The 20,763-nt window shown below is 66.4% G+C and carries 15 protein-coding genes and 1 pseudogene; 6 read left to right on the forward strand and 10 right to left on the reverse strand.

Annotated elements, in window-relative coordinates; all coding sequences use genetic code 11:
- On the forward strand, positions 1–327 hold a 327-nt coding region (locus DAD99_RS10965; RefSeq protein WP_193341061.1), incomplete at its 5' end, for a M24 family metallopeptidase.
- 71 nt (positions 328–398) lie between these two features.
- Complete coding sequence (locus DAD99_RS10970; RefSeq protein ID WP_375372212.1) at positions 399–1,220, forward strand: IclR family transcriptional regulator; 822 nt, start codon at positions 399–401, stop codon at positions 1,218–1,220.
- 58 nt (positions 1,221–1,278) lie between these two features.
- Here DAD99_RS10970 and DAD99_RS10975 read toward each other — a convergent pair whose 3' ends face one another.
- The 7 genes from DAD99_RS10975 to DAD99_RS11005 form a co-directional block, all read right to left on the reverse strand.
- Positions 1,279–2,310, reverse strand: coding sequence for a Gfo/Idh/MocA family oxidoreductase (locus DAD99_RS10975; RefSeq protein ID WP_309233248.1), 1,032 nt, complete (start codon positions 2,308–2,310; stop codon positions 1,279–1,281).
- Positions 2,311–2,384: 74 nt separating this feature from the next.
- Positions 2,385–5,231, reverse strand: a complete 2,847-nt coding sequence (locus tag DAD99_RS10980; RefSeq protein ID WP_193341559.1) for an ATP-binding cassette domain-containing protein — start codon at positions 5,229–5,231, stop codon at positions 2,385–2,387.
- The gene (locus tag DAD99_RS10985; protein ID WP_185261707.1) at positions 5,228–5,782 is read right to left on the reverse strand and encodes a hypothetical protein; all 555 of its coding nucleotides are present in this window, start codon (positions 5,780–5,782) and stop codon (positions 5,228–5,230) included. The genes DAD99_RS10980 and DAD99_RS10985 overlap by 4 nt, the downstream gene beginning before the upstream one ends.
- A gap of 145 nt (positions 5,783–5,927) precedes the next feature.
- Positions 5,928–7,505, reverse strand: a complete 1,578-nt coding sequence (locus DAD99_RS10990) for an APC family permease (RefSeq protein ID WP_193341560.1) — start codon at positions 7,503–7,505, stop codon at positions 5,928–5,930.
- Positions 7,506–7,627: 122 nt separating this feature from the next.
- Complete coding sequence (locus DAD99_RS10995; protein ID WP_193341561.1) at positions 7,628–9,268, reverse strand: GMC family oxidoreductase; 1,641 nt, start codon at positions 9,266–9,268, stop codon at positions 7,628–7,630.
- Positions 9,269–10,807, reverse strand: a complete 1,539-nt coding sequence (locus DAD99_RS11000) for an aldehyde dehydrogenase family protein (RefSeq protein ID WP_193341562.1) — start codon at positions 10,805–10,807, stop codon at positions 9,269–9,271. It lies immediately after the preceding gene.
- Between the two features lie 74 nt (positions 10,808–10,881).
- Positions 10,882–11,475 carry a TetR/AcrR family transcriptional regulator gene (locus tag DAD99_RS11005; protein WP_193341563.1) on the reverse strand — a complete coding sequence of 198 codons (594 nt, stop codon included), beginning with the start codon at positions 11,473–11,475 and terminating at the stop codon, positions 10,882–10,884.
- A gap of 235 nt (positions 11,476–11,710) precedes the next feature.
- Here DAD99_RS11005 and DAD99_RS11010 point away from each other — a divergent pair, with 235 nt between their 5' ends.
- The 4 genes and pseudogenes from DAD99_RS11010 (at position 11,711) to DAD99_RS11025 (ending at position 17,851) form a co-directional block, all read left to right on the forward strand.
- Positions 11,711–13,099: a sigma 54-interacting transcriptional regulator gene (locus DAD99_RS11010; protein ID WP_193341564.1), complete on the forward strand. Its 1,389-nt coding sequence runs from the start codon at positions 11,711–11,713 to the stop codon at positions 13,097–13,099.
- A 42-nt stretch (positions 13,100–13,141) separates the two neighbouring features.
- Positions 13,142–15,145, forward strand: coding sequence for a VWA domain-containing protein (locus DAD99_RS11015; RefSeq protein ID WP_193341565.1), 2,004 nt, complete (start codon positions 13,142–13,144; stop codon positions 15,143–15,145).
- 143 nt (positions 15,146–15,288) lie between these two features.
- Positions 15,289–16,103, forward strand: a pseudogene (locus DAD99_RS11020) (aminoglycoside phosphotransferase family protein).
- Positions 16,104–16,363: 260 nt separating this feature from the next.
- On the forward strand, positions 16,364–17,851 hold the full coding sequence (locus DAD99_RS11025; RefSeq protein ID WP_193341566.1) for a M20/M25/M40 family metallo-hydrolase: 1,488 nt from the start codon (positions 16,364–16,366) through the stop codon (positions 17,849–17,851).
- 67 nt (positions 17,852–17,918) lie between these two features.
- Here the strand turns inward: DAD99_RS11025 and DAD99_RS11030 are convergent, their stop codons facing one another.
- Genes DAD99_RS11030 through hisD form a run of 3 tightly spaced genes read right to left on the reverse strand, consistent with a single transcriptional unit; the run spans position 17,919 to position 20,757 of the window.
- Positions 17,919–18,668 carry an HpcH/HpaI aldolase/citrate lyase family protein gene (locus DAD99_RS11030; RefSeq protein WP_193341567.1) on the reverse strand — a complete coding sequence of 250 codons (750 nt, stop codon included), beginning with the start codon at positions 18,666–18,668 and terminating at the stop codon, positions 17,919–17,921.
- Positions 18,665–19,438, reverse strand: a complete 774-nt coding sequence (locus DAD99_RS11035) for an SDR family NAD(P)-dependent oxidoreductase (RefSeq protein WP_193341568.1) — start codon at positions 19,436–19,438, stop codon at positions 18,665–18,667. Before DAD99_RS11035 ends, DAD99_RS11030 begins: the two co-directional genes overlap by 4 nt.
- Positions 19,435–20,757, reverse strand: a complete 1,323-nt coding sequence (hisD, locus tag DAD99_RS11040; protein WP_193341569.1) for a histidinol dehydrogenase — start codon at positions 20,755–20,757, stop codon at positions 19,435–19,437. The genes DAD99_RS11035 and hisD overlap by 4 nt, the downstream gene beginning before the upstream one ends.
- Positions 20,758–20,763 lie beyond the last annotated feature (6 nt).

Below are 20,763 nucleotides of genomic sequence, written 5' to 3' on the forward strand. Positions count from 1 at the left end.
GCCGTCTGCAAGGACATCGCCGCCGAGCTCAATGAAATCTACGTGGGCCACGGACTGCTGGCCAACCGCACCTTCGGCTACGGACACTCCTTCGGCGTCCTCAGCCACTACTACGGCCGCGAAGCCGGACTGGAGCTCCGCGAAGACATCGACACCGTGCTGGAGCCGGGCATGGTGGTCTCCATGGAGCCCATGATTACCGTCCTGGATGGCCAGCCGGGCGCCGGCGGCTACCGCGAACACGACATCCTCGTCGTCGGTGAAAACGGTGCCGAGAACATCACCAAGTTCCCGTTCGGCCCGGAATACAACATCATCGGAGCCTAACCCTGCCGATTTACGCGCACGGGAGCGGCGCCGCACCAGGCGGCGCCGCCTTCCGGCTCTAATAGGGAATGATGGGTAGCACCATGAGCGCAACAAAACCCAGTGACACCACAGGCGACGGCGATGCCAAAGGCGCCTCGGTCATCGTTAATGCGATCGCCGTCCTCCGGACCTTCACGGCTGACGAACCGCTCCTTGGCGTCACCGAGATCGCCAACCGGGTGGGCTTGCATAAGAGCACCGTGTCACGGATCCTGGCTACCTTCGAACAGGAACACCTGGTGGAGCGTGATGCGGAAACGCGCCGGTTCCACCTCGGACTGGGCCTGATCGCCGTCGCCGGACCGCTGCTCGCCGAACTGGAGGAACGGCGCGTCGCCTATCCGGTCTTACAGGAACTCACCGAACAGACCGGCGAAACCAGCGCACTCATGGTGTGGAACGGTAGCGAGTCAATGTGTGTGGAACAGATCGCCAGCCATCACCAGATAAAGCACACCACCCCGCTCGGCGCCCGCTACAGGGACGCCATGAGCTCCTCCGTGCAGGTCTTCCTCGCGCAGGAACCGGAAGAACGCGTCCGTGTCCTCCTTCGCAGCGGGGCCATCACCTATGCAGGGTTGGATGAGTCCAGCCTGGATGCCTACATGGTCCGGCTCAAGGACGACGCTCGGCGCGGTTGGGCCATAAACTACGGCGAAACCTCCATTGACGAAGTGGGGATCTCGGCACCCGTCTACGGCCATCGCGGCGACGTAGTAGCCGCAGTCCTGATCCCTGCGCCGAGGTTTCGCGTCTCCAGTGACCGCCTGCAGGCACTAGGCGAATCCTGCGCCGTTGCAGCCCAGAAAGTCACCGCACGCCTGGGCGGAAGGGGAATCCGTTCGCTATGAGAGCGGGATTAGGCCCGGAGTCGGAGTCAACTATCTCACTGCGCTTAAGCTTTTTGATTTAGAGCTGAGGCGACCTCAGACCCAGCTTCTGGTAGCGCTTTGATGGCCACCAGACCGAAGTATCCGGCGCCAACCAGGCCGTATCGGACCTCAGACATGGTAGTTCCTTTCGAAACGCTGTGAGTTTGGAGGGTGGGCTTGCCGCCGCGTCGGCCAGACCGTAGGAGGGACGGCGGCCGCCGCGAACGTCCTGCACCCATTGGTTGAGCATGCGCCGGAGGATCGCGATGGAACTCGGCCCCTCCACCGGCAGTGCGGAGACGCCGCCGGCGGTGTCGAATCGGCTGACCTGGGGTTTGTCGTCGTCGGAGCTGGCGTTGCCGTGGGATCCGAGGATCCGGATGCTGGAGGAGACTGGCCCTAGCCCGGGGGCAGCGGGGAGGCGCCCTAAAGTCACGGTGGCGGTGACCCCGTTTTCCAGGAGCAGGGATGCGATGGCGGTGTCCTCCACAGCGTTGTCCCGGTGGAGTTCGCTGAACAGCGTGGAGGCTTCGCAGTGAACTTCCACAATTTCCAGTCCGGTCAGGAATCGGATGTAGTCCACGGGGTAGAGCAGGAAATTGAGGATTTCCCCGCCTCCGGAGAGTGCCGGAGCGACGACCAGTTCGGGGCGCTCGACCGAGGTGGCAAAGTGGGCGCCGCTGGCAAACCACTCCACATCAACATGCAACGGCAGCCCCATGTTCCCGGCATCGATCCAGCGCCGCAGCCGTTGGACGGCCGGTGAGTGGAGCCGGTTGATCACGCTCAGGGACTTCCCGGCCGCTGCCTCGGCGGCTGCCAGGGCAGCAATGTCCTCCGAGCCGGTTCCGATGGGCTTGTCCACCAGGACGTGCAGGCCTGCTTTCAGGGCCCGGGCTGCCAGTGCAGCGTGGCGTGCGGGTTCGCTGCAGACAATGACGGCGTCGACGGCTGCGGGATCCAGCAGCGGTTCCAGGGTGTCGTAGCACGTGAGGCCCAACGTCTTGGCGGTTTTGGCCGAGTCCTCGTGCATCCAGGCAGGACTGAGGGTTTCTTCGGCGACGCCCACCAGCCCGACGTCTGCACTAGATGTTCCGCCGATAGGTCCGAGACAGCTCTTGGCCGCGTTTCCCAGCGGTGTCCTCAGACCCGGCTTTGAAGCTGGCCCCGCTCCTGGGCGGGTTGGGCCTGCGCGGCCTGCCCACCCGCACTTCCGCCCGCACTGGAGACCGGCTTCACCCGCCGCAGGGCGGCCAGAATGGCCCGCCCCACCACAGCGATTCCGATGATGGTGGTGATGGCACGCAGGGTGTCCCAGCCCGCCGTCGAGGTCACCAGCGAGTAGAGCAGGAAGCTGCTCATATTGGTCCCCAGCGGCGCGCCGGGCACGTAGGAGATGCCCGTGCCGGCACCGACCGAGAAGGGCCAGAACCACAGGTTGGTGAGCAGGCCGAACAGATACGACGCCACGGCGCCGTAGCCGCACAGCATCCACAGTTCTGCTTTACCGCGCACCCGGCGCGGGAGCAGGCCGGCCCCGGCGCCCACCCACGCACAGGCGAAGATCTGGAACGGTGTCCAGGGCCCGATGCCACCCCACAGGGCGCTCGAGAGGGCGATGGTGGCGGCACCGAGGAGCATGCCGAAACGGGCACCGAACGCCCGGCCGGCCAGGATCAGCAGGATGAAGACTGCCTCCACGCCCCCGACGCCGGTGCTCGCCACCCGAACTGCGGAACCTACGGCGGCCAGGACGCCGAGCAGCGCCACCGTGTGTGCGGAGCGGACCGAGCCATCCATGGCCACAACGACGGCGACGGCAGCGACTGGTGCGATGGCCAGCGCCGCGTAGGGGAGCGCCGCGGCGGCATCCTCCGGTAAGGCCGCCGCGAGCAGCGGCCAGCAGAACGCTGCCAGGGCAAGAAGATTGGCCGCCGCGAGGACCGGGAGTTCAACGCCGCGCGGCATCCGGATGCGGTGCTGTCTTGCCGGGACCGGAGAGTCTGGTTCGATGACCCGTGGTTTTGGTCCTGCACCTGCTGGCCGGGGAAGCGGTAGGTGCGGTTCCGGGACTTCGGCCACCACGGAGGGCACGACGCCGTCACGCATCGGGAGGATCCGGGCGCCGAGGCCGTGGGCAAAGTCGTGGTCGTGCGTGGCGATCAGGACCGCCGCACCGGAGTCCGCTGCGGCCCGCAGCGCCGCCGAGACTGCGGTGCGCGCCGCAGGATCGAGTCCGCGGGTGGGCTCATCGATGAGGAGCACTTGAGGATTGTCCATGGTCTGCAGCGCGATGGCCAGGATCCTGCGCTCCCCGGCAGAGAGGTCCCGGGGATGCTCGTGCCCAATGGGCATCCGGACGTCTCCCCGCAAACGGGCCAGGTGTGACGCCGCGGAACCAGGCGCAGGGTGCCCGACGTACTTTCGGCGAGCCTGGCGCCGTTCGGCCGCGCGGAGCTCTGCTGACACTGTATCCCTGGTGAAGAGGTCGTCCGAGGCGTCCGGCACGAGGGCGACGCGGCCGCCGTCGACCGTTCTTACACCGCCCGTCCCTTCACGAAGCGTCCCTTCACCGAGGGCGAGCGCCACCAGGAGGGACGACTTCCCGGCCCCGTTCGGCCCCACCAAGGCCACCACTTCGCCGCGGTGCAGGGTCAGGGACGCATCCACTACGAGCGGCTTGCCCTTGCGGTGCACCGCAAGGTTTGCCGCCGTCAGCACGGGCGCGTGCTCCGCTGGCGGCGCTGGCGTAGGGTGCCCAACCGTCGGGGAAGCGGACGGCGCGGCACCTGGCACCAGGGCGCCGTCGTCGATGCTCCACCAGGAGCCGGCAACCGGGACGAGCGGCGCGGCCCGGTGCTCCGCCACGATGACACAGACACCGGCGTCCCGGGCGAGGGCGTCGAGCACGGCGATGACGTGTCCGCGTGCTGCGGTGTCAAGGTCGGCCAGGGGCTCATCAACCAAAAGCAGGGCCGGATGCTCCACCACCGCGGCGGCGATGGCCACGAGCGTTGCCTCACCCGCGGAGAGGGTGCTGATGGTGCGGTCCAGCAGCGCCGTCACACCGATCCGCTCGGCGACCTCCAGCACCCTGGCCTTAGCGGTACCGGAAGCCACACCGCGCAGCTCAAGGGCCAGGGAGATTTCGTCCCGGACCCGGGTGGAGGCGAACGCGGCGCGGGGATTCTGCAGGACGACGCCGATGAGGCGGGCGGTATCGCGCGGCGGCGTGGTGGCACGGTCCGTTCCGGCGACGCACACCGTGCCGGCAATTTCTCCACCGTCAACGTGTGAGAGGAGGCCTGCGATGCCCCGCAGAATGGTGGACTTGCCGGAGCCCGTCGGCCCGGTAATGACCGTCATGGACCCGCTGGACGGCGTGAAACCAGCAACGCGCACCTGCGCGTCACCAATGCGGAATTCTGCGTCCCGGACGGTAACCGGCGCTTCGGTACCCTGTCCGGGGTGGTGTGCTGCCCGGCTCCCGAAGCCGCGCAGCTCCAGGGCCGCGGCAACCCGGCTGGCGTGCTCCAGGGTGCGCTCGAGCACGGGGACCAGGGCGCGCGGTCCGAAGCGTTCGCCCCGCAACCGGAACGCCAGGCGGACGGAGGTCACGGCGTCGGCAAGCGCCGGGAGCGCCGCCCACGCCACCACAAGCGTCCGGGCCAGGCCCTGCATGGGACCGCGGCGGGCCAGGTGGACAAAGCCGCGGGCCACATCCACCCAGGCGTTGAGCAGGCCGAAAGCAAGGAACATCCCGGCAATCGGCAGGGCGGACAGGACCGCCTGCCACAGGCCAGCTCCGGTGACCGGACCGAGGAAGACCACATGCGCGTACGGGGCAGGCAGCCGAACCGCCGGCAGGTCGAGCAGAACCGGTTCGCCAATGCCCGCCCCGTTGAAAAGGATGCGGTAGATGACCCGCGCCGCGATGAAGACGACGGCCAGGGCCGCCGCTGCGCGTAACGGCGCGGGTCGAAAGGTCATGCTGCCGGTGCGGCCGGTTCGCCGTCGACCGTGTAAAGCAGTTCCAGGCTCTCGCCCGGGCTTACCTGGAGGGTGGCGAGGCCTTCCTGCGCGTAGGCCCAGTCGCCGGTGGCCGGCTTAACCCAGAGAGACCAGTAGGCGAAGGCGGCGGGCATCTTGCCGCACTCTTCCCGGTACGTGCCGCCCTTGTGGGTGATGTCGAAGTCTGCGGCGGGCACACCATTCACACGGCACACCAGTTCGTTGGGGTATTCGGTAGTGCCCACGGTTTTCACCTTAGCCTCGTCGAGCACCTTGGAAACGGGCGTCGCCGCGTCCACAGCCACGCAGACGGACGTGTCAGCAGCAGCCTGCTTCAGGGCGCCCGAATCGACGATCACCTTCACGCCCGCGCAGGGTCCGGAGGCGCTGGGTGAGGCCGTTGCCGTCGTCGCCGGGGCAGAGGTAGTTGGCTGGGTCGCGGCCGGTGCGGAACAGGCGGCGAGGGTAAACAGGAGACCGGCGGCGGCGAGGGAGCTCGCGGCGGCGGTGCGGATCGTAGTCAAAGTCACCTGTCAAGGGTAGGACGTTGCTGATCCGGATGCGGAGGCCGTCACGTTGTGTGACGCCAGGTCACGCGTGTACGCGGGGGCCACCGGCACAAAAGGCCGACGACGACACTCACGTGAGTGCCGTCGTCGGCCTTTCTGCTGGGCGTTACTGCGCTTCCGAAGCGGACACCTTGACTTTTAGGGCATCCTCCGGGTCTTCGTGCGGCGCGGCGCCCGCCGACGACGGATGCGCTGCGACTGCCGCGGCGTGCTCGGCCAGCACCCCGGTCTGGTGGCGGATCTTCAGGCGGTAGAGCAAGGTCCCGCCAATGATCACGGCGGCCACGAATATCACACCGCCCCACTGCAGATACCACTCGAAGGGCGGCACCGAGTTGTAGATCTCCGGGCGGGGCCACACCAGATTCACCGTCATGGCCCCGCCCCAGAGGACCGCCACGATGTTGATCGGAAGTCCCCATTTGCCTGTTGTGAACCCGGCTTCGGACTGCTCATCCCGCAGCGGCCACTGCTTCAGGAGCCGCTTCCGCAGCAGGGGAACCGTGACCAGGAGGTAAGACAGGTAGATCAGGACGATGCTGATGCTGGACAGAATGGTAAAGATGGCAGGCTGCGTGACGTTGACCAGCAGCGGGATGACGGCGATGACGCCGATCACGATCGCCGCGGCCTTGGGGGTCTTGCGGACCGGATCCACCTTGCTGAGCTGCCGGCTGAACGGCAGGTTGTTGTCCCGGGCCATGGCGAACATCATGCGGATGGCCGCAGCGTGGACAGCCAGGGTGCAGACCACAACGGCCACCACGATGCATGCCAGGAAGGCCTTGCCGAAAGGCCCGCCGAGGACAGAGAGCACGATGTACTGAAGGCCGCCGTCGGCAGATCCCACCAGGGGGTCGTTCAGGTCCGGTGCGGCCAAGATGCCGAAGAACAGGATCAGCCCGCCCAGCACGAACGAGGCCGTGACGGCGCGCAGGATGGCCTTGGGTGCCGTGCGCTTGGGGTCCTTCGTTTCTTCGCCGAGGGAGCTGGCGGTGTCGAAGCCATACATGACGTAGCCGGACGCCATGGCGCCGATCAGGAAGACGCCGAAGAAGCCCAGGTCGTGGCCCTCGCCGAAGCCGGCGGTGTCGAAGAAGACCTCGGGGCCCCGCACCACGTGCCAGCCCAGCGCAAGGATCAGCAGCACGGCCGCGGTCAGCTCCACGAAGACGCCGATGCTGTTGATCCTGGTCATCAGCTTCACGCCGAACGCGTTGATGAGCGTGGAGATGGTGATCATGATGGTGGCCAGCACCACGCCGTTCATGGCGAAGTCGTAGGGGCCGGTGCCGTCACCGACGAACTGGAAGCCGGACCAGAGCTGCGGCAGGGTGAGCTGCAGGGCCAGCGCCACTGACCCCAGCGCCATGATGGAGGACAGCATCAGCAGCCAGCCGGCCAGCCAGGACGAGGTCCCGGACGAGAGCCGCTTGGCCCAGTTGTACACCGACCCGGCAACGGGGTAGCGGCCCGCCAGTTCGGCAAAACACAGGGCCACCATCAGCTGGCCGACGAAGACGATGGGCCAGGACCAGGCGTACGCCGGGCCGGCCATGGAAAAACCAAAGTAGAACAGTTGGAAGACGCCGGTGAGGATGGAGATGTAGCTGACGCCTGCGGCGAAGCTGGCAAACTTGCCGATGCTCCGGTCCAGGGTCTGCGTATAGCCAAATTCGTCCATGCCGCTTGAATCAATACTCTTGCTGGGTTCCAAAATGTGAACTCCTATGTCAGAAAAGTACGCGCGATGCAACCCGCGGCCGCCATTGGACGCGGGATCAAAAAGCCTCCAGAGTTCGCCTCTCAGGCGAAGGACGGGCTGAGCTCCACCCCTTCCCTTACAGCGCCATCGGTGTGGCCGGCGCGGATGAGGTCGGCACAGCGCTCGCCGATCATCATGACGGTGATGTTGGGATTGACGGTGACGTGTTCAGGCATCACGGATGCATCCGCCACGCGCAGGCCGGTGACGCCCTTGACCCGCAGCTCGGGATCAAGCGGTGACATCCCGTCGTCGGGCGGCCCCATCCGGACCGTACCCACCGGGTGGTACACGGTGTTGTGGGTCTTGCGGATGTAGTCCCGCAGCTCCTCGTCCGTCTGCGCCTCGACGCCGGGCGATAGCTCGCGGCCGGTCCATTCGGCCATGGCGGGCTGGGCGGCGATTTCGCGCGCCTTGCGGATGCCTGCCACCATGACCCGCATGTCGTGGCCGTCGGGATCCGTGAAATAGCGCGGATCCACCATGGGCTTGTCGCGGAAATCGCGGCTGCGCAGCCTGACGGTGCCGCGGGAGCGGGCGTGCGTGACGTTCGGGGTGAGGGAAAAGCCGTTCTCCGTGGTGGGGTAGCCGTACCGCAGGGTGTTCATGTCGAACGGGACGGAACCGTAGTGCATCATCAGGTCAGGGCGGTCCAGGCCCTCCTCGGTGGGGGTGAAGATGCCGATCTCCCACCACTGGGTGGAGGTCTGCACCATGGGCTGCCTGGCCTCGAACTGGACCACGCCTTCGGGGTGGTCCTGCAGGTTTTCGCCCACGCCGGGGGAGTCCACCAGCACCTCGATGCCGTGCTGAGCCAGGTGGACTGCCGGGCCGATGCCGGAGAGCATCAGCAGCTTGGGGGAGTCGATGGCGCCGGTGGACAGGATGACCTCGCGGTGGGCGGAGAGCCGGTGGGTCCGGCCGAAGGCGGAGTCCACCACGTCCACGCCGGTGCAGCGCTTGTCCGCGTCGAACACCAGCTGGCGGGCGCGGAGGCCTGTCAGCAGGGTGAAGTTTTCGCGGTCGATGATGGGATGGATGTAGGAGACCGAGCTGGAGGCCCGGGTGCCGTCCGCGCGACGGTTGATCTGGAAGAAGTTGGCCCCGTTGGTCACGGTGGTGCCGGTGTTGAACTTCGCACGGGGAATGCCCGTCTGTTCGCAGGCGTCCAGAAGCGCGACGCCGGCAGGGTCCACCGGGGGCACGTTCATCAGGTGCACGGGTCCGGAGTCCCCGTGGTGGGGTGCGTCCGGGCCGGCGTCCTCGTTGGTTTCCAGCCGCTTGTAGAGGCGCCAGGCGGCATCGGCGTTCCAGCCGGTGGCGCCGTGCTTGGACTCCCACTCGTCCAGGTCCTCGCGGGGTGCCCAGAAGGCGATGCAGGAGTTGTGGCTCGAGCAGCCGCCCATCACCTTGGCACGGGCGTGGCGCATGAAGGAGTTGCCGTTTTCCTGCGGTTCCACCGGGTAGTCCCAGTCGTAGCCGGATTCGAGCAGTTCCATCCAGCGGTCCAGCTGCAGGATTTCGGGCAGGTTGCGGTCATCCGGGCCGGCCTCCACGAGGGCCACGGTGACGTCCGGATCCTCGCTCAGCCGGGCCGCGACTGCGGCACCTGCGGATCCGCCGCCGATGATGATGTAGTCGAACCCACGCTCGGTGGCGTCGTCGATGGTGTCGTAGTGCATCTAGTTCTCCTTGCCGTGGTCGGCGAACCAGCCGGTCACCTGCGGGCTGGTGTTCTGGTAGATGTGCTTGGCTTCCTGATATTCGGCCAGGCCCGTGGGGCCCAGCTCGCGGCCGACGCCGGACTGGCCGAAGCCGCCCCACTCGGCCTGGGGGAGGTAGGGGTGGTAGTCGTTGATCCAGACCGTGCCGTGCCGCAGCCGGGATGCCACGCGCTGCGCCTTGCCGGCATCCTGGGTCCAGACTGCGCCGGCCAGGCCATAGATGGTGTCGTTGGCGGTAGCTACCGCTTCGTCCTCGGTGCGGAACGTTTCCACCGTCACCACCGGGCCGAACGCCTCGTCGATGACCACGGACATGCCTCTTTCCACACGGTCCAGGATGGTGGGCTGGTAGTAGAACCCGCCGTCGTACTTTTCTCCTTGCGGCGCCGCGCCGCCGGTCCGCAGCCGAGCACCCTCCTGGATGCCGCGCTGGACGTAGGCGTGGACTTTGTCACGGTGGGCCGCCGAAATCAGCGGCCCGGTTTCTGCCGCGTCATCAAAGGGGCCGCCGAGCCGGACGTCCCGGGCACGCCGGACCAGCTCGTCCACGAAGCGTTCGGCAATCGATTCCTCCACAACCAGCCGCGCCCCGGCGGAGCAGACCTGCCCCGAGTGGACGAACGCGCCGTTCAGTGCATTGTCGACGGCGGCGTCGAAGTCCGCGTCCGCGAACACCACGTTGGGGTTCTTGCCGCCAAGCTCGAGGGCCACCTTCTTGACGGTGCCGGCGGCGGCCGCCGCGATGCGCTTGCCGGTTTCCAGCCCGCCCGTGAAGGACACGAGGTCGACGGCGGGGTGTTCCGAGAGCGGTGCGCCCGCCTCCGCGCCGGCGCCGGTCACGAGGTTGGCGACGCCGTCCGGCAGGCCGAGGTCCTGCAGCAGTTGCATGGCCAGGATGGCTGTGGACGGTGTCAGCTCGGAGGGCTTGAGGACGAACGTGCAGCCGGCGGCCAGTGCGGGCGCGATCTTCCACGCCGCCTGGAGCAGGGGGTAGTTCCACGGCGTGATCAGGCCGCAGACGCCTACGGGTTCGTAGACGATTTTGCTGACGACGGCGGGGTTCCCGGCGTCGACCATGCGGCCCGCCTGCTGCCCGGCGAGCCTGCCGAAGTACTCGAAGCAGGCGGCAATGTCGTCCATATCGATGCGGCTTTCGACCATGCGCTTGCCGGTGTCCAGCGACTCGGCGCGGGCGAACTTTTCCCGGCGTTCGCGCAGTCCGGCGGCGACTTTCAGGAGGAAGGTGCCGCGCTCGGGGGCCGGGATGTTCGACCAGGTTCCGGAGTCGAAGGCTGCACGGGCTGCGGCAATGGCGCGTTCCGCGTCCTCCCGGCCGGCCTCCGAGACCGTGGCCACCAGTTCGCCGTCGGCGGGGTTTCGGATTTCGCGGACAGCGCCGGAGGCAGCTGCCTCCCAAGCGCCGTTGATGAACAGGGTGGATGCTGTTTCAGTTTTTTTGGTGTGGGGGACGTCCCGAAGGGGTGTGGCGTAAGTCATAGAAAGGACAGTAGCTGACATTGAACGAGTGTTCAATGCTTTTTTGAACAGTCGTTCAATGTTACTTGGCGGGCTTACTCCTGACGCGGCGCGAAGGCGATTTGTTCCGTGCGGGCGATACTTCTCTGGATGGCGGCCTCATCAACGCCGAGAAGCGTCGTCAGCCACATGCCGTTTTGGATGACCACAATGTCAGCCGCCCGCTCCCGGCAGGCCTCCCAGGAGAGGCCGGGTTGGGCGTTGGAAACCAGCGCAGCGAGGCCGTCGAGATAGCGGTCGAAGGCCTCAGCGTTGATCTGGGCATAGCCTTCGTCCGCTTGAGCGAGGGCCCAAAGGTGCAGGCGCAGGGACAGATAGCGGGTGGTCAACAAGTCAGCGGCTGCCACTCGCCGGAGGGCCTGGCGCAGCTGTTCCTCCGGGGGTGACAACGGGTCGGGCGCCACCAGCAGAAGGTCGTGCTCGTCGACCCGTCGCAGGGCAGCCCGTATCAGGCTCGTCTTGTCGTCGTAGTAGTAGTTCACCAGGCCCAGCGCGACGCCGGCTTCGCGGGCCACGGCCCGCATGCTCACGCCCGAGATCCCGTGGCGGGACAGCAGATCCAGCGCCGCCTCGAGAATACGCGACTGCCTGTCCATCTGTTCGCCGGTGTTCACGGCATTGGTCCCCATCTGGCCAGACTATTGCCTAAGCCGTACCGAGCGCACTTTCAGGGGCCGCATGACCGCGATCTCCCCGTGGCGCACCAAAGAAGCAGGGTGCCAGACGGACCCGAAGGAGGTGCCGGCGATTCCGGCGGCATGGCTGCAGTCATCAGGATCAAGCGTATTCCGCACCCGAGGCAAGTGAGCAGGGAATCTGGACAAATCCCTCGATCCCCGCCCGGTGGAGGTCTACCGTAGAGGAGTGAGTGATCGCCCCGATATCTTCACTGTTGGTGAACTGCGTGCCTCCGGCCACGTGCACAAGGACCTGCGCCGCGAAATCCGCGACAACCTGCTCGCCGCGCTCGCCGCCGGCACCGATCCCTGGCCCGGGATGTACGGTTTCAGCCGGACCGTCCTGCCCCAGCTCGAGCGGGCCCTGCTCGCCGGCCACGACATCGTCCTGCTCGGCGAACGGGGGCAGGGCAAGACCCGGCTGCTGCGCACCCTGGCCGGGCTCCTGGACGAGTGGTCCCCGGTGATCGAGGAATCGGAACTCAACGAACACCCGTACGAACCCATCACCGAGCAATCCCGTGCCCGCGTCCTCACCGAAGGGGACCGGCTGCGGGTGGCCTGGCGCCACCGCTCCGAACGGTACGTCGAAAAGCTCGCGACGCCGGACACCTCCGTCGCCGACCTGATCGGCGACATCGACCCGATGCGCGTGGCCGAGGGCCGACGCCTCGGGGACCCGGAAACCATCCACTACGGCCTGGTCCCGCGGTCCAACCGCGGAATCATCGCCATCAACGAGCTGCCCGACCTCGCCGAGCGCATCCAGGTTTCGATGCTGAACGTGATGGAGGAACGCGACATCCAGATCCGCGGCTACGTGCTGCGGCTGCCGCTGGACGTCCTCGTGGTCGCGTCCGCCAACCCGGAGGATTACACGAACCGCGGCCGGATCATCACGCCGCTGCGGGACCGCTTCGGCGCCGAGATCCGCACCCACTACCCCCTGGAGCTTGACGACGAGGTGGCCGTCATCAAGCAGGAGGGGCAGCTGGTGGCCGGCGTCCCGCCCGTCATCCTCGAGATCCTGGCCCGTTACACGCGGGCGCTGCGGCAGTCCCCGGCGATCAACCAGACCTCCGGGGTGTCCGCACGCTTCGCCATCGCGGGCGCCGAAACCGTGGCCGCCGCAGCCCTTCGCCGTGCCAGTGTGCGCGGCGAGGACGAGGCCGTGGCCCGGATCATCGACCTGGACGCGGCGGTGGAGGTCCTTGGCGGCAAGATTGAGTTCGAGTCCGGTGAGGAAGGGCGTGAACAGGAGATTTTGGACCATCTCCTGCGCATGGCCACCGCGGAAGCCGTGCAAGCGCACTTTCATGGCATCGACATGGGGCAGCTTGTGGCCGCGCTCGACGGCCACACCACGGTGACCACCGGGGAACTGGTCACCGCGCGGGAGTTCCTGGACAACCTCCCGTCGCTCAACGGCTCCCGCCTCTACGACGAAATAGGTGAGCGCCTGGGGGCGACGAACGACGGGCAGCGAGCCGCCGCCGTCGAACTGGCCTTGGAAGGCCTCTACCTCGCACGGCGGATCGCCAAGGAGTCCGACGACGAGGCGACGGTTTACGGCTAGAAGCTACCTCGCGTAGTTCGAAAGCTTGAGGACAGGAGGGCCATGAGCGTTCACAACCGGTCCAGGTACAGCCGGTACAGGGGCGGACCGGATCCGCTCGCGCCGCCGGTGGACCTGGCGGAAGCGCTTGACGCCGTGGCCGAGGACGTCATGGCCGGCTACTCACCCCGGCACGCTCTGCAGGAGTACCTGCGCCGCGGCGGCCGCAGCCGCGAAGGCCTGGACGACCTCGCCGGCCGCGTCCAGCAGCGCCGCAAGGACCTCCTGGGCCGGCACAAGCTGGACGGCACCCTGAACGAAGTCCGGAAGCTGCTGGACACCGCGGTGCTGGAGGAGCGCAAACAGCTGGCCCGCGACGCGATGATGGACAACACCGACCGGTCCTTCCGGGAGATGCAGCTGCAGAACCTGCCCCGGTCCACGGCGGCAGCGGTCAACGAACTGGCCTCCTACGACTGGCAGTCATCGACAGCCAGCGAGGCGTTCGAACGGATCAAGGACCTGCTGGGCCGCGAAGTCCTTGACCAGCGGTTCGCCGGCATGAAGCAGGCACTCGAGAACGCCACCGACGAGGACCGTGCGGCCGTCAACGAAATGCTGCAGGACCTCAACGGGCTCCTCGACAAACACCGGCGCGGCGAGGACACCGACGCGGACTTCCAGAACTTCATGGCAAAACACGGCCACTACTTTCCCGAGAATCCACAGTCCGTCGACGAACTGATCGACGCCCTCGCCCAGCGCGCGGCCGCAGCCCAGCGGATGCTGCAATCCATGTCCAAGGAGCAGCGGGAGGAGCTGATGAACCTCTCCGCCCAGGCGTTCGGCTCGCCGCAACTCATGGCCCAGCTCGGCCAACTCGACGACAACCTGCGCGCCCTGCGCCCCGGCGAGGACTGGACCGGCTCCGAACGCTTCGAGGGCGAGGAGGGGCTCGGCCTGGGCGACGGCACGGGTATGCTGCAGGACCTCGCTGAGCTGGACGAGCTGTCCGAGCAGCTCTCCCAGTCCTACAACGGGTCCAGCCTGGACGACTTGGACCTCGACGCCCTGGCCCGCCAGCTCGGGCAGGATGCCGCCGTGACGGCACGCACCCTGGCGGAGATTGAGCGTGCAATGCACGACGGCGGGTACCTCCAACGCGGGGCGGACGGGGATCTCCGGTTGTCACCGCAGTCCATGCGGAGGCTCGGGCGGGCGCTGCTGCGGGATACGGCGAAGCAACTCTCCAGCCGGCAGGGGCGCCGGGACACGCGCGTTGCCGGGGCCGCCGGGGAGCAGACCGGCTCCAGCCGCCCGTGGGAGTTCGGCGACGCCGAGCCGTGGGACGTCACGCGAACCATCACCAACGCGATCCGCCGCACCATTGCTGACGGCGGCGACCCGGGAAGCGGACTGCGCCTCGCCGCGGACGACATCGAAGTGGCGGAAACTGAGGCGCGCACCCAGGCCGCCGTGGTCCTGCTCGTGGACGTGTCCTTCTCGATGGCCGCCCAAGGACGCTGGGTGCCCATGAAACGCACCGCGCTCGCCCTGCACCACCTCATTTCAACGCGCTTCCGCGGCGACCGGCTGCAGCTGATCACGTTCGGCCGCTACGCGCAGACCACGGACATCGGCGAGCTCACCGCCTTGCCGCCCTTCCAGAACAAGGGAACCAATCTGCACCACGGCCTACTGCTGGCCGGCCGGTTCTTCCGCAAGCACCCGTCCATGCAGCCGGTCCTCCTGGTGGTGACCGACGGCGAACCAACCGCGCACCTGCTGGCTGACGGTGAGACCTGGTTCGACTACCCGCCGGACCCGGAGACCATCCGGATTACCGTGGCCGAACTGGACCGCATAGGGCGTGCCAGCACGCAGGTCACGTTCTTCCGGCTCGGCGCCGATCCGGGCCTGGAACGGTTCGTCCAGCGGATGGCGCGCCGGGTTGGCGGCCGGGTGGTGGCGCCCGAGACCGATGATCTGGGGGCTGCCGTGGTGGGGGAGTACCTCCGCGCCCACTTCCGCGGCCGTCCCTACGACGACGCTGACTGGGTCAAATAGGCGCCCGTTCGGCACTGATCGGCCGTGCGGAAATCGCAGAATGGTCCAGCGTGTGCACGCTCTCGGCGACCTGAACTATATTCGGACAAGAAAGGGCCAGCGTGCGTTGCGGGACAGGGAAGGCGGATCTCCGAATGGCGGAAATGCCACCAGCCACGGTGGACGTGAGCGAGACGGTCGTCCAGTGCCTTGTCCGGCAGCAGCGTCCCGACCTCCGCGATCTTCCTCTAGCACGGGTTGCGAATGGCTGGGACAACACGACTTTCCGGCTCGGCCATCACCTGGCCGTCCGGCTGCCGCGCAGGGCGGAAGCAGTGCCGCTGATACTGCAAGAGCAGCGCTACCTTCCCGGCATAGCCCGCTGCTCCCCGGTGGCGGTTCCTGTACCCGTCCATGCCGGCCGGCCTACGTCGACGCAGCTGAGCGCGGACCGGCCGCTGAAGGCCTGGCCGAATTCCTCCTGTCGCTCCACATGCCCGCCGAAACCGGCGTCCCGGTGAATCCTTTCCGCGGTGTGCCGCTGACAGATCGTGACTCGGCGGTGGTGGAACGGCTCCGGGACCGCGAGCGCTACCCTCAGGCGGCAGCACGCGGCGCCGTATGGGCGCAGGCCTGCGCCGCAAATGCCTGGGAGGGTCCGGCGATGATGCTCCATGGGGACCTTCACCCGGGCAACATTCTGCTGGCGGACGACGGCACGCTGTCGGGTGTTATCGATTTCGGCGACGTAGGGGCCGGGGACCCGGCTGTCGATCTTGCGGTGGCGTGGCTGGTGTTCGACGCCGGCGCCCGCCAGCGCTTGATCGACCCCTTTGGCCCTGCGGTGCAAGGGGACACCTGGATGAGGGCCAGGGGCTGGGCTCTCCTATTAGCCACCGCCATGCTGAGCAACTCCGACGACAACCCGCGGATGTTCGCCGTGGGCGAGTTCGGGATCAGGCAGGTCCTGGAGGGCTGACTTGGGGAACCACCACAGGCGGGAAACGGCGGATAAAGACCTGAATTAGTGCGCTGGCCGTGTTGGGTGCATGGCTCCCCGGAGCAATACCGGTGATCCAGGTGGCTCGCACTTCCGCTACCCGGCGTTTCCGGAGCAGGTCGTTCTGACTTCTTCCGTCTCCGGCCGGACGCCGTACGCGGAACTATTTAACTCAGCTGTGTCGGGACCGCACATGGCAAGGGATTGAGGTATACGTATGCATAGCTGATAATTACTGGATGAATGCAAAAATCAGAGGTCCACGTGCGGAGTTCACTCCGGCCCATCAGATCATCGACGCCGGAGGCGATGCGGCGTTGGAGGAGGTGCGCCGCGCGTTGCGCATGCCTTCATTCAGCGACACCGGTGAGGGGATCGGAGCTGCTGCGGAGTATTTTTCCGCACTGTTGGGCCGTGTGTGCCCTGATGCCGCGATCGTTCCCACGGCAGGCTATCCGGTCGTTTTGGGGACGGCCCGGTCATCTATGCCGTCGGCTCCCACCTTGATTGTGTATGGACTGTACGATGTGACGCCGACAATGGCGCATGAGTGGACGGTGGACCCGCTGGCAGCTGAGGTTATTGATGCCCGCGATCTCGGACTGTTGCCCCACCTTGGCCCGGTGGTGGCCGGCAGGGGTGCCAATAATCACAAGGGACCTGTGATCGCCGCGATTCTCGCGGTCGAGGCCATGCAGCAGGCCGGTGTGGAGTTGCCGGTCAACCTGATCTTCGTGATCGAAGGAGAAGAGGAGATCGGCAGCCCGAGCTTGCCGGGATTTGTGGAGGAACACCGGGAGCTGCTGCTGAGTGCCGACGGCATCTGGCTGCCCTGCATGCAGCAGAATTCCTCGGGCGTCATGACGGTCCGCCGTGGGTTTAAGGGGTGTGTGTTTGCACAGATTACTTGCCGTGGCGGTGCATGGGGCGGTCCTGCCGATGGACGGCATATCTGGGCTGGGAATTCGGCGTGGATCGACGCGCCCATGATGCAGCTGGTGCGGGCCCTGGGCACGATGTACGACGATGAGCAACGGGTCACCATCGATGGGGTAGGAGCTGTCGCGGAGGCGGCCTCGCTGCAGTTCGCCGACGATATCGCCAAGGTATCGGCCGGTTTCCGTGAGAATCCAGCATGGTCGGCAAATATGCTGGGCAACCTGCACGTTGAACGGGCGCTGGCCGGTAAAGACATTGCGGACCATGTGGAAAATTACATGACCGGTGTCAATATGAACATCCAGGGTATTACCGGGGGCTACCAGGGTCCGACGTTCTATACCTCGCTCCCCGGGGAAGCCAGCGCTAGAGTTGATTTCCGGTTTCCGCCCGGGTTGACTCCAGAGGAGTTTGTCCAGGCCCTGCGCGGGCATCTGGACCGGCGAGGCTTCGGCCACGTGGACATTGACATTCCGCGCGGTTATGCCGGTGCGCCGTCGATGCCCGATGACCATGATGTCCTGCTGGATGCGGGGATCGTCACGGCCGCCCGATACGAGGTGGAGACGGCGGTGTGGCCGATCGCGAACAACTGCTGCCCGGCCTCGCTCTTCACCGCTTTGGGCAAGCAGATCCCGTTCAGTGTGGCAGGACTCGGCCATGGCGATCGGGCCCATGCCGCTGACGAGTATTTCACGGTGGGTTCTGTGGAGAAGCTGATGCACTTCACCGTCGACTATCTTGGCGACTTTGCCGATGCGGCGACCCGGAGGTCGGTGACGGACTGACGCCGTCACTACATGACGAAAGGAGAGGCTCCGGTTGTGCCAACCGGAGCCTCTCCTTTTGATGTCTTCAGGACGTGGCCGCCCAGTCAGCCAGGCAGTCGTCGATGGCTGATTGCGCGTTCAGGACCACCATCGCGGCTCCTTGTTCCCAGGCCTTGCGGGCCTGGGAAGCGGTGGAGACGATTGCCATGACCGGGCGCCCTGACGCAGCAGCCCAGACCTGCAGCCGGGCGTCGTCCGCCCGGGATGCGTCATATTCCAAAGCCGCGGCCAGATCCGAAGGCCCGACGAAGATGACGTCTACACCGGGGGTCTGTGCGATGGCGCCGGCGTTGGAAACGCCTTCGGCGTCCTCAATCATTGCAATCACTAGGGTCCGGGCTGCGGTCTGAGCGGCGTGGTCTGCCGGGGAGGTTTTGCCCCATTGGCCCGCAGCCGTGTAGGTGGCGAAGCCGCGGTCCCCGAGAGGCGGGTAATGGGACATGCGGACCGCGGCTGAAGCTTCTTCGGCTGTGCGGACGTGCGGAACAATAATGCCTTCGGCGCCGGCGTCGAGAACCCGCAGCGCAAGGGCGGCCTCCCCTTCACCGATGCGGATCAGCGTGGGCAACCCCGCGGCCCGGGCGGCGGTGATGTGATCTGCGATGTCCTTCTGATCGGCGATCCCGTGTTCGGTGTCGAGGAAGATGAAGTCGTAGCCGTTGGTCCCGGCCATATCTATCAGCATCGGTGCCGGCACCCGTACGAGCAGACCTCGCAATCGGTCGCCGGCGGCGAGTCGTGATTTGAGCGGCTCCGGAGACAGCGGGGAGCTCATCGGGCCACCATCCCGGCAGACAGGTCGATGTCTGCTGCGGTCAGTCCCCGCATCTGCAGAATTCCGACCAAAGCCTGGCCAACTTCCTCTTCCTCGACCATTCGGCCCAGGGCCGCCCGGGAGACTAAATCTGCCTCGGCCTGATTGTAGGAGGTTCCTGAGCGTTCAGCTTCCAGCCGGAAGTTGCGTTCCATCCGTGGTCCCCGGACCGGGCCGGGCGAGAGGCTGTTGACGCGGATGTCATACGGGCCGGCCTCGGCAGCCAGAGTCGTGGTCAGTCCGATCACAGCCATCTTTGATGCACAGTAGGGAGTCCGCCCAACCAGGGGCCGTTTCCCGCTCACTGATGCGATATTAATGATGTCGCCGCTGCGGGATTTCATCATGGCAGGAAGAAAGGCCCGGCAGATCAGGTAGACGCCACGCACGTTGGTGGCGAAGACGTTGTCCCAGTCGTCCGGATCGATGTCGACCAAGTCGGACACCGGCCCGGGAATCCCGGCGTTGTTTACCAGAATGGAAACGGATTCGTCCTTGAGGGTCAGCGCCAGCTGATCGACCGAGGCCGAATCCGAGACGTCGCAGCTTGCCAGCTTGCACTGGTCCCCGGTCAGTCCAAGTTCTTGGCGGGCCTGGACGAGTTTATCCAGGTTCCGGCCGACCATGATCACACGGGCGCCAGCATCCACCAGATGCTGGGTCATGGCTTGGCCCAACCCGTTGCCGGCGCCGGTAACCAGGGCGGTGCGGCCTGTCAATGGCCCTGTCACGGCTGGTCCACGGTCACTGGCATGGTGGCCCAGGGCAGGTCGGCGCCGGCATACTTAGTGGCCCGGACGTCACCGGACCGGGCGTGGCCTTCGAAGGATTCGACCCTGCTGGCGCGGCCGCAGATCTCGCCCAGGAGCGCCGAGGATGCGGTGTCGGTAACTTCCTGGTGGGTGACGGTCTTCAGGTATTTGCCCACCCAAAGGCCGCCGGTGTAGCGGGCTGAGCCCTTGGTGGGAAGGACATGGTTGGTGCCGATAACTTTATCGCCGTAGGAGACGCAGGTGCCCTCGCCGAGGAACAGCGCGCCGTACTCATGCATCTTATCTAAGGCCTCGCGGGGCTCCTGGGTCAGGACCTCGACATGCTCGGAGGCGAAAGTATCCGCCAAGGCATAGGCCTGGTCAAGGGTATCGACTACATGGATCTGGCCGTGGTCCCGCCAGGCCGGCCCGGCGTAGTCGTTGGTGGGCATGCCCGGCAGGATCTGCTCAATATGTTCCAGCACCCGGGCGCCCAGTGCGGCGCTGGTGGTGATGAGCACAGCCGGGGAATCGGGCCCGTGCTCCGCCTGGCTGAGCAGGTCCACGGCGACAATGAACGGGTCCGCGTACTCATCAGCAATGACCAGGATCTCGGTCGGACCGGCGAAAAGGTCGATGCCGACCTCGCCGAACAACTGACGCTTGGCCTCGGCCACAAAGGCATTGCCCGGGCCGGCAATGAGATTCACTTTGGGAATTTCCTCGGTACCAACGGCGAGGGCCGTCACGGCCTGAACGCCGCCGAGCAGATAGATCTCATCCGCGCCCGCCATGTGTGCGGCCGCGATGGTCGCTGCGGGGATCTTACCGCGGATGGGCGGGGTGCAGGCGGCCACCCGGGGCACGCCCGCGACTTTGGCCGTGATGATGGTCATGTGCGCGGAAGCGGTCAGGGGGTAGCGGCCGCCGGGGATGTAGGCCCCGGCGGAAGCGACGGGCAGGTGCCGGTGACCCAGCCGGACACCGGGCAGCGTCTCGATTTCAATGTCCGTCATGGAATCACGCTGGGCCTGGGCGAAGCGGCGGACCTGGTCCTGGACGAACGTGATGTCATCGATCACCTGCCGGGGCAGGGTGGCAATGATCTCCTCGATCTGCTCGAGGGTGAGCCGGAAAGATTCGGGGCTCCAACCATCGAATTTCTCTGAGTATTCGCGGACGGCGACGTCCCCGTGGGTACGGATATCGTCAATGATTGCCTCGACGGTGGCCCGGACTTCCGGCTTGCTGCTGCCGGTATGGCCGGTCGGGAGGGCTGATTTAAGTATCTGCGACATAGTGTT

Source organism: Pseudarthrobacter sp. AB1 (assembly GCF_014926485.1).
In the GTDB taxonomy this organism is placed as follows: Bacteria; Actinomycetota; Actinomycetes; order Actinomycetales; family Micrococcaceae; genus Arthrobacter.

Excerpts from the sequence above, each read along its gene's own strand:
- DAD99_RS11005 (WP_193341563.1), bottom strand. The coding sequence starts at position 11,475 with ATGGGGACCAATGCCGTGAACACCGGCGAACAGATGGACAGGCAGTCG.
- DAD99_RS11025 (WP_193341566.1), top strand. The coding sequence starts at position 16,364 with ATGAATGCAAAAATCAGAGGTCCACGTGCGGAGTTCACTCCGGCCCAT.
- DAD99_RS11015 (WP_193341565.1), top strand. The coding sequence starts at position 13,142 with ATGAGCGTTCACAACCGGTCCAGGTACAGCCGGTACAGGGGCGGACCG.
- DAD99_RS10990 (WP_193341560.1), bottom strand. The coding sequence starts at position 7,505 with ATGGACGAATTTGGCTATACGCAGACCCTGGACCGGAGCATCGGCAAG.
- DAD99_RS10970 (WP_375372212.1), top strand. The coding sequence starts at position 399 with ATGGGTAGCACCATGAGCGCAACAAAACCCAGTGACACCACAGGCGAC.
- DAD99_RS11000 (WP_193341562.1), bottom strand. The coding sequence starts at position 10,807 with ATGACTTACGCCACACCCCTTCGGGACGTCCCCCACACCAAAAAAACT.
- DAD99_RS10995 (WP_193341561.1), bottom strand. The coding sequence starts at position 9,268 with ATGCACTACGACACCATCGACGACGCCACCGAGCGTGGGTTCGACTAC.
- DAD99_RS10980 (WP_193341559.1), bottom strand. The coding sequence starts at position 5,231 with ATGACCTTTCGACCCGCGCCGTTACGCGCAGCGGCGGCCCTGGCCGTC.
- hisD (WP_193341569.1), bottom strand. The coding sequence starts at position 20,757 with ATGTCGCAGATACTTAAATCAGCCCTCCCGACCGGCCATACCGGCAGC.
- DAD99_RS11030 (WP_193341567.1), bottom strand. The coding sequence starts at position 18,668 with ATGAGCTCCCCGCTGTCTCCGGAGCCGCTCAAATCACGACTCGCCGCC.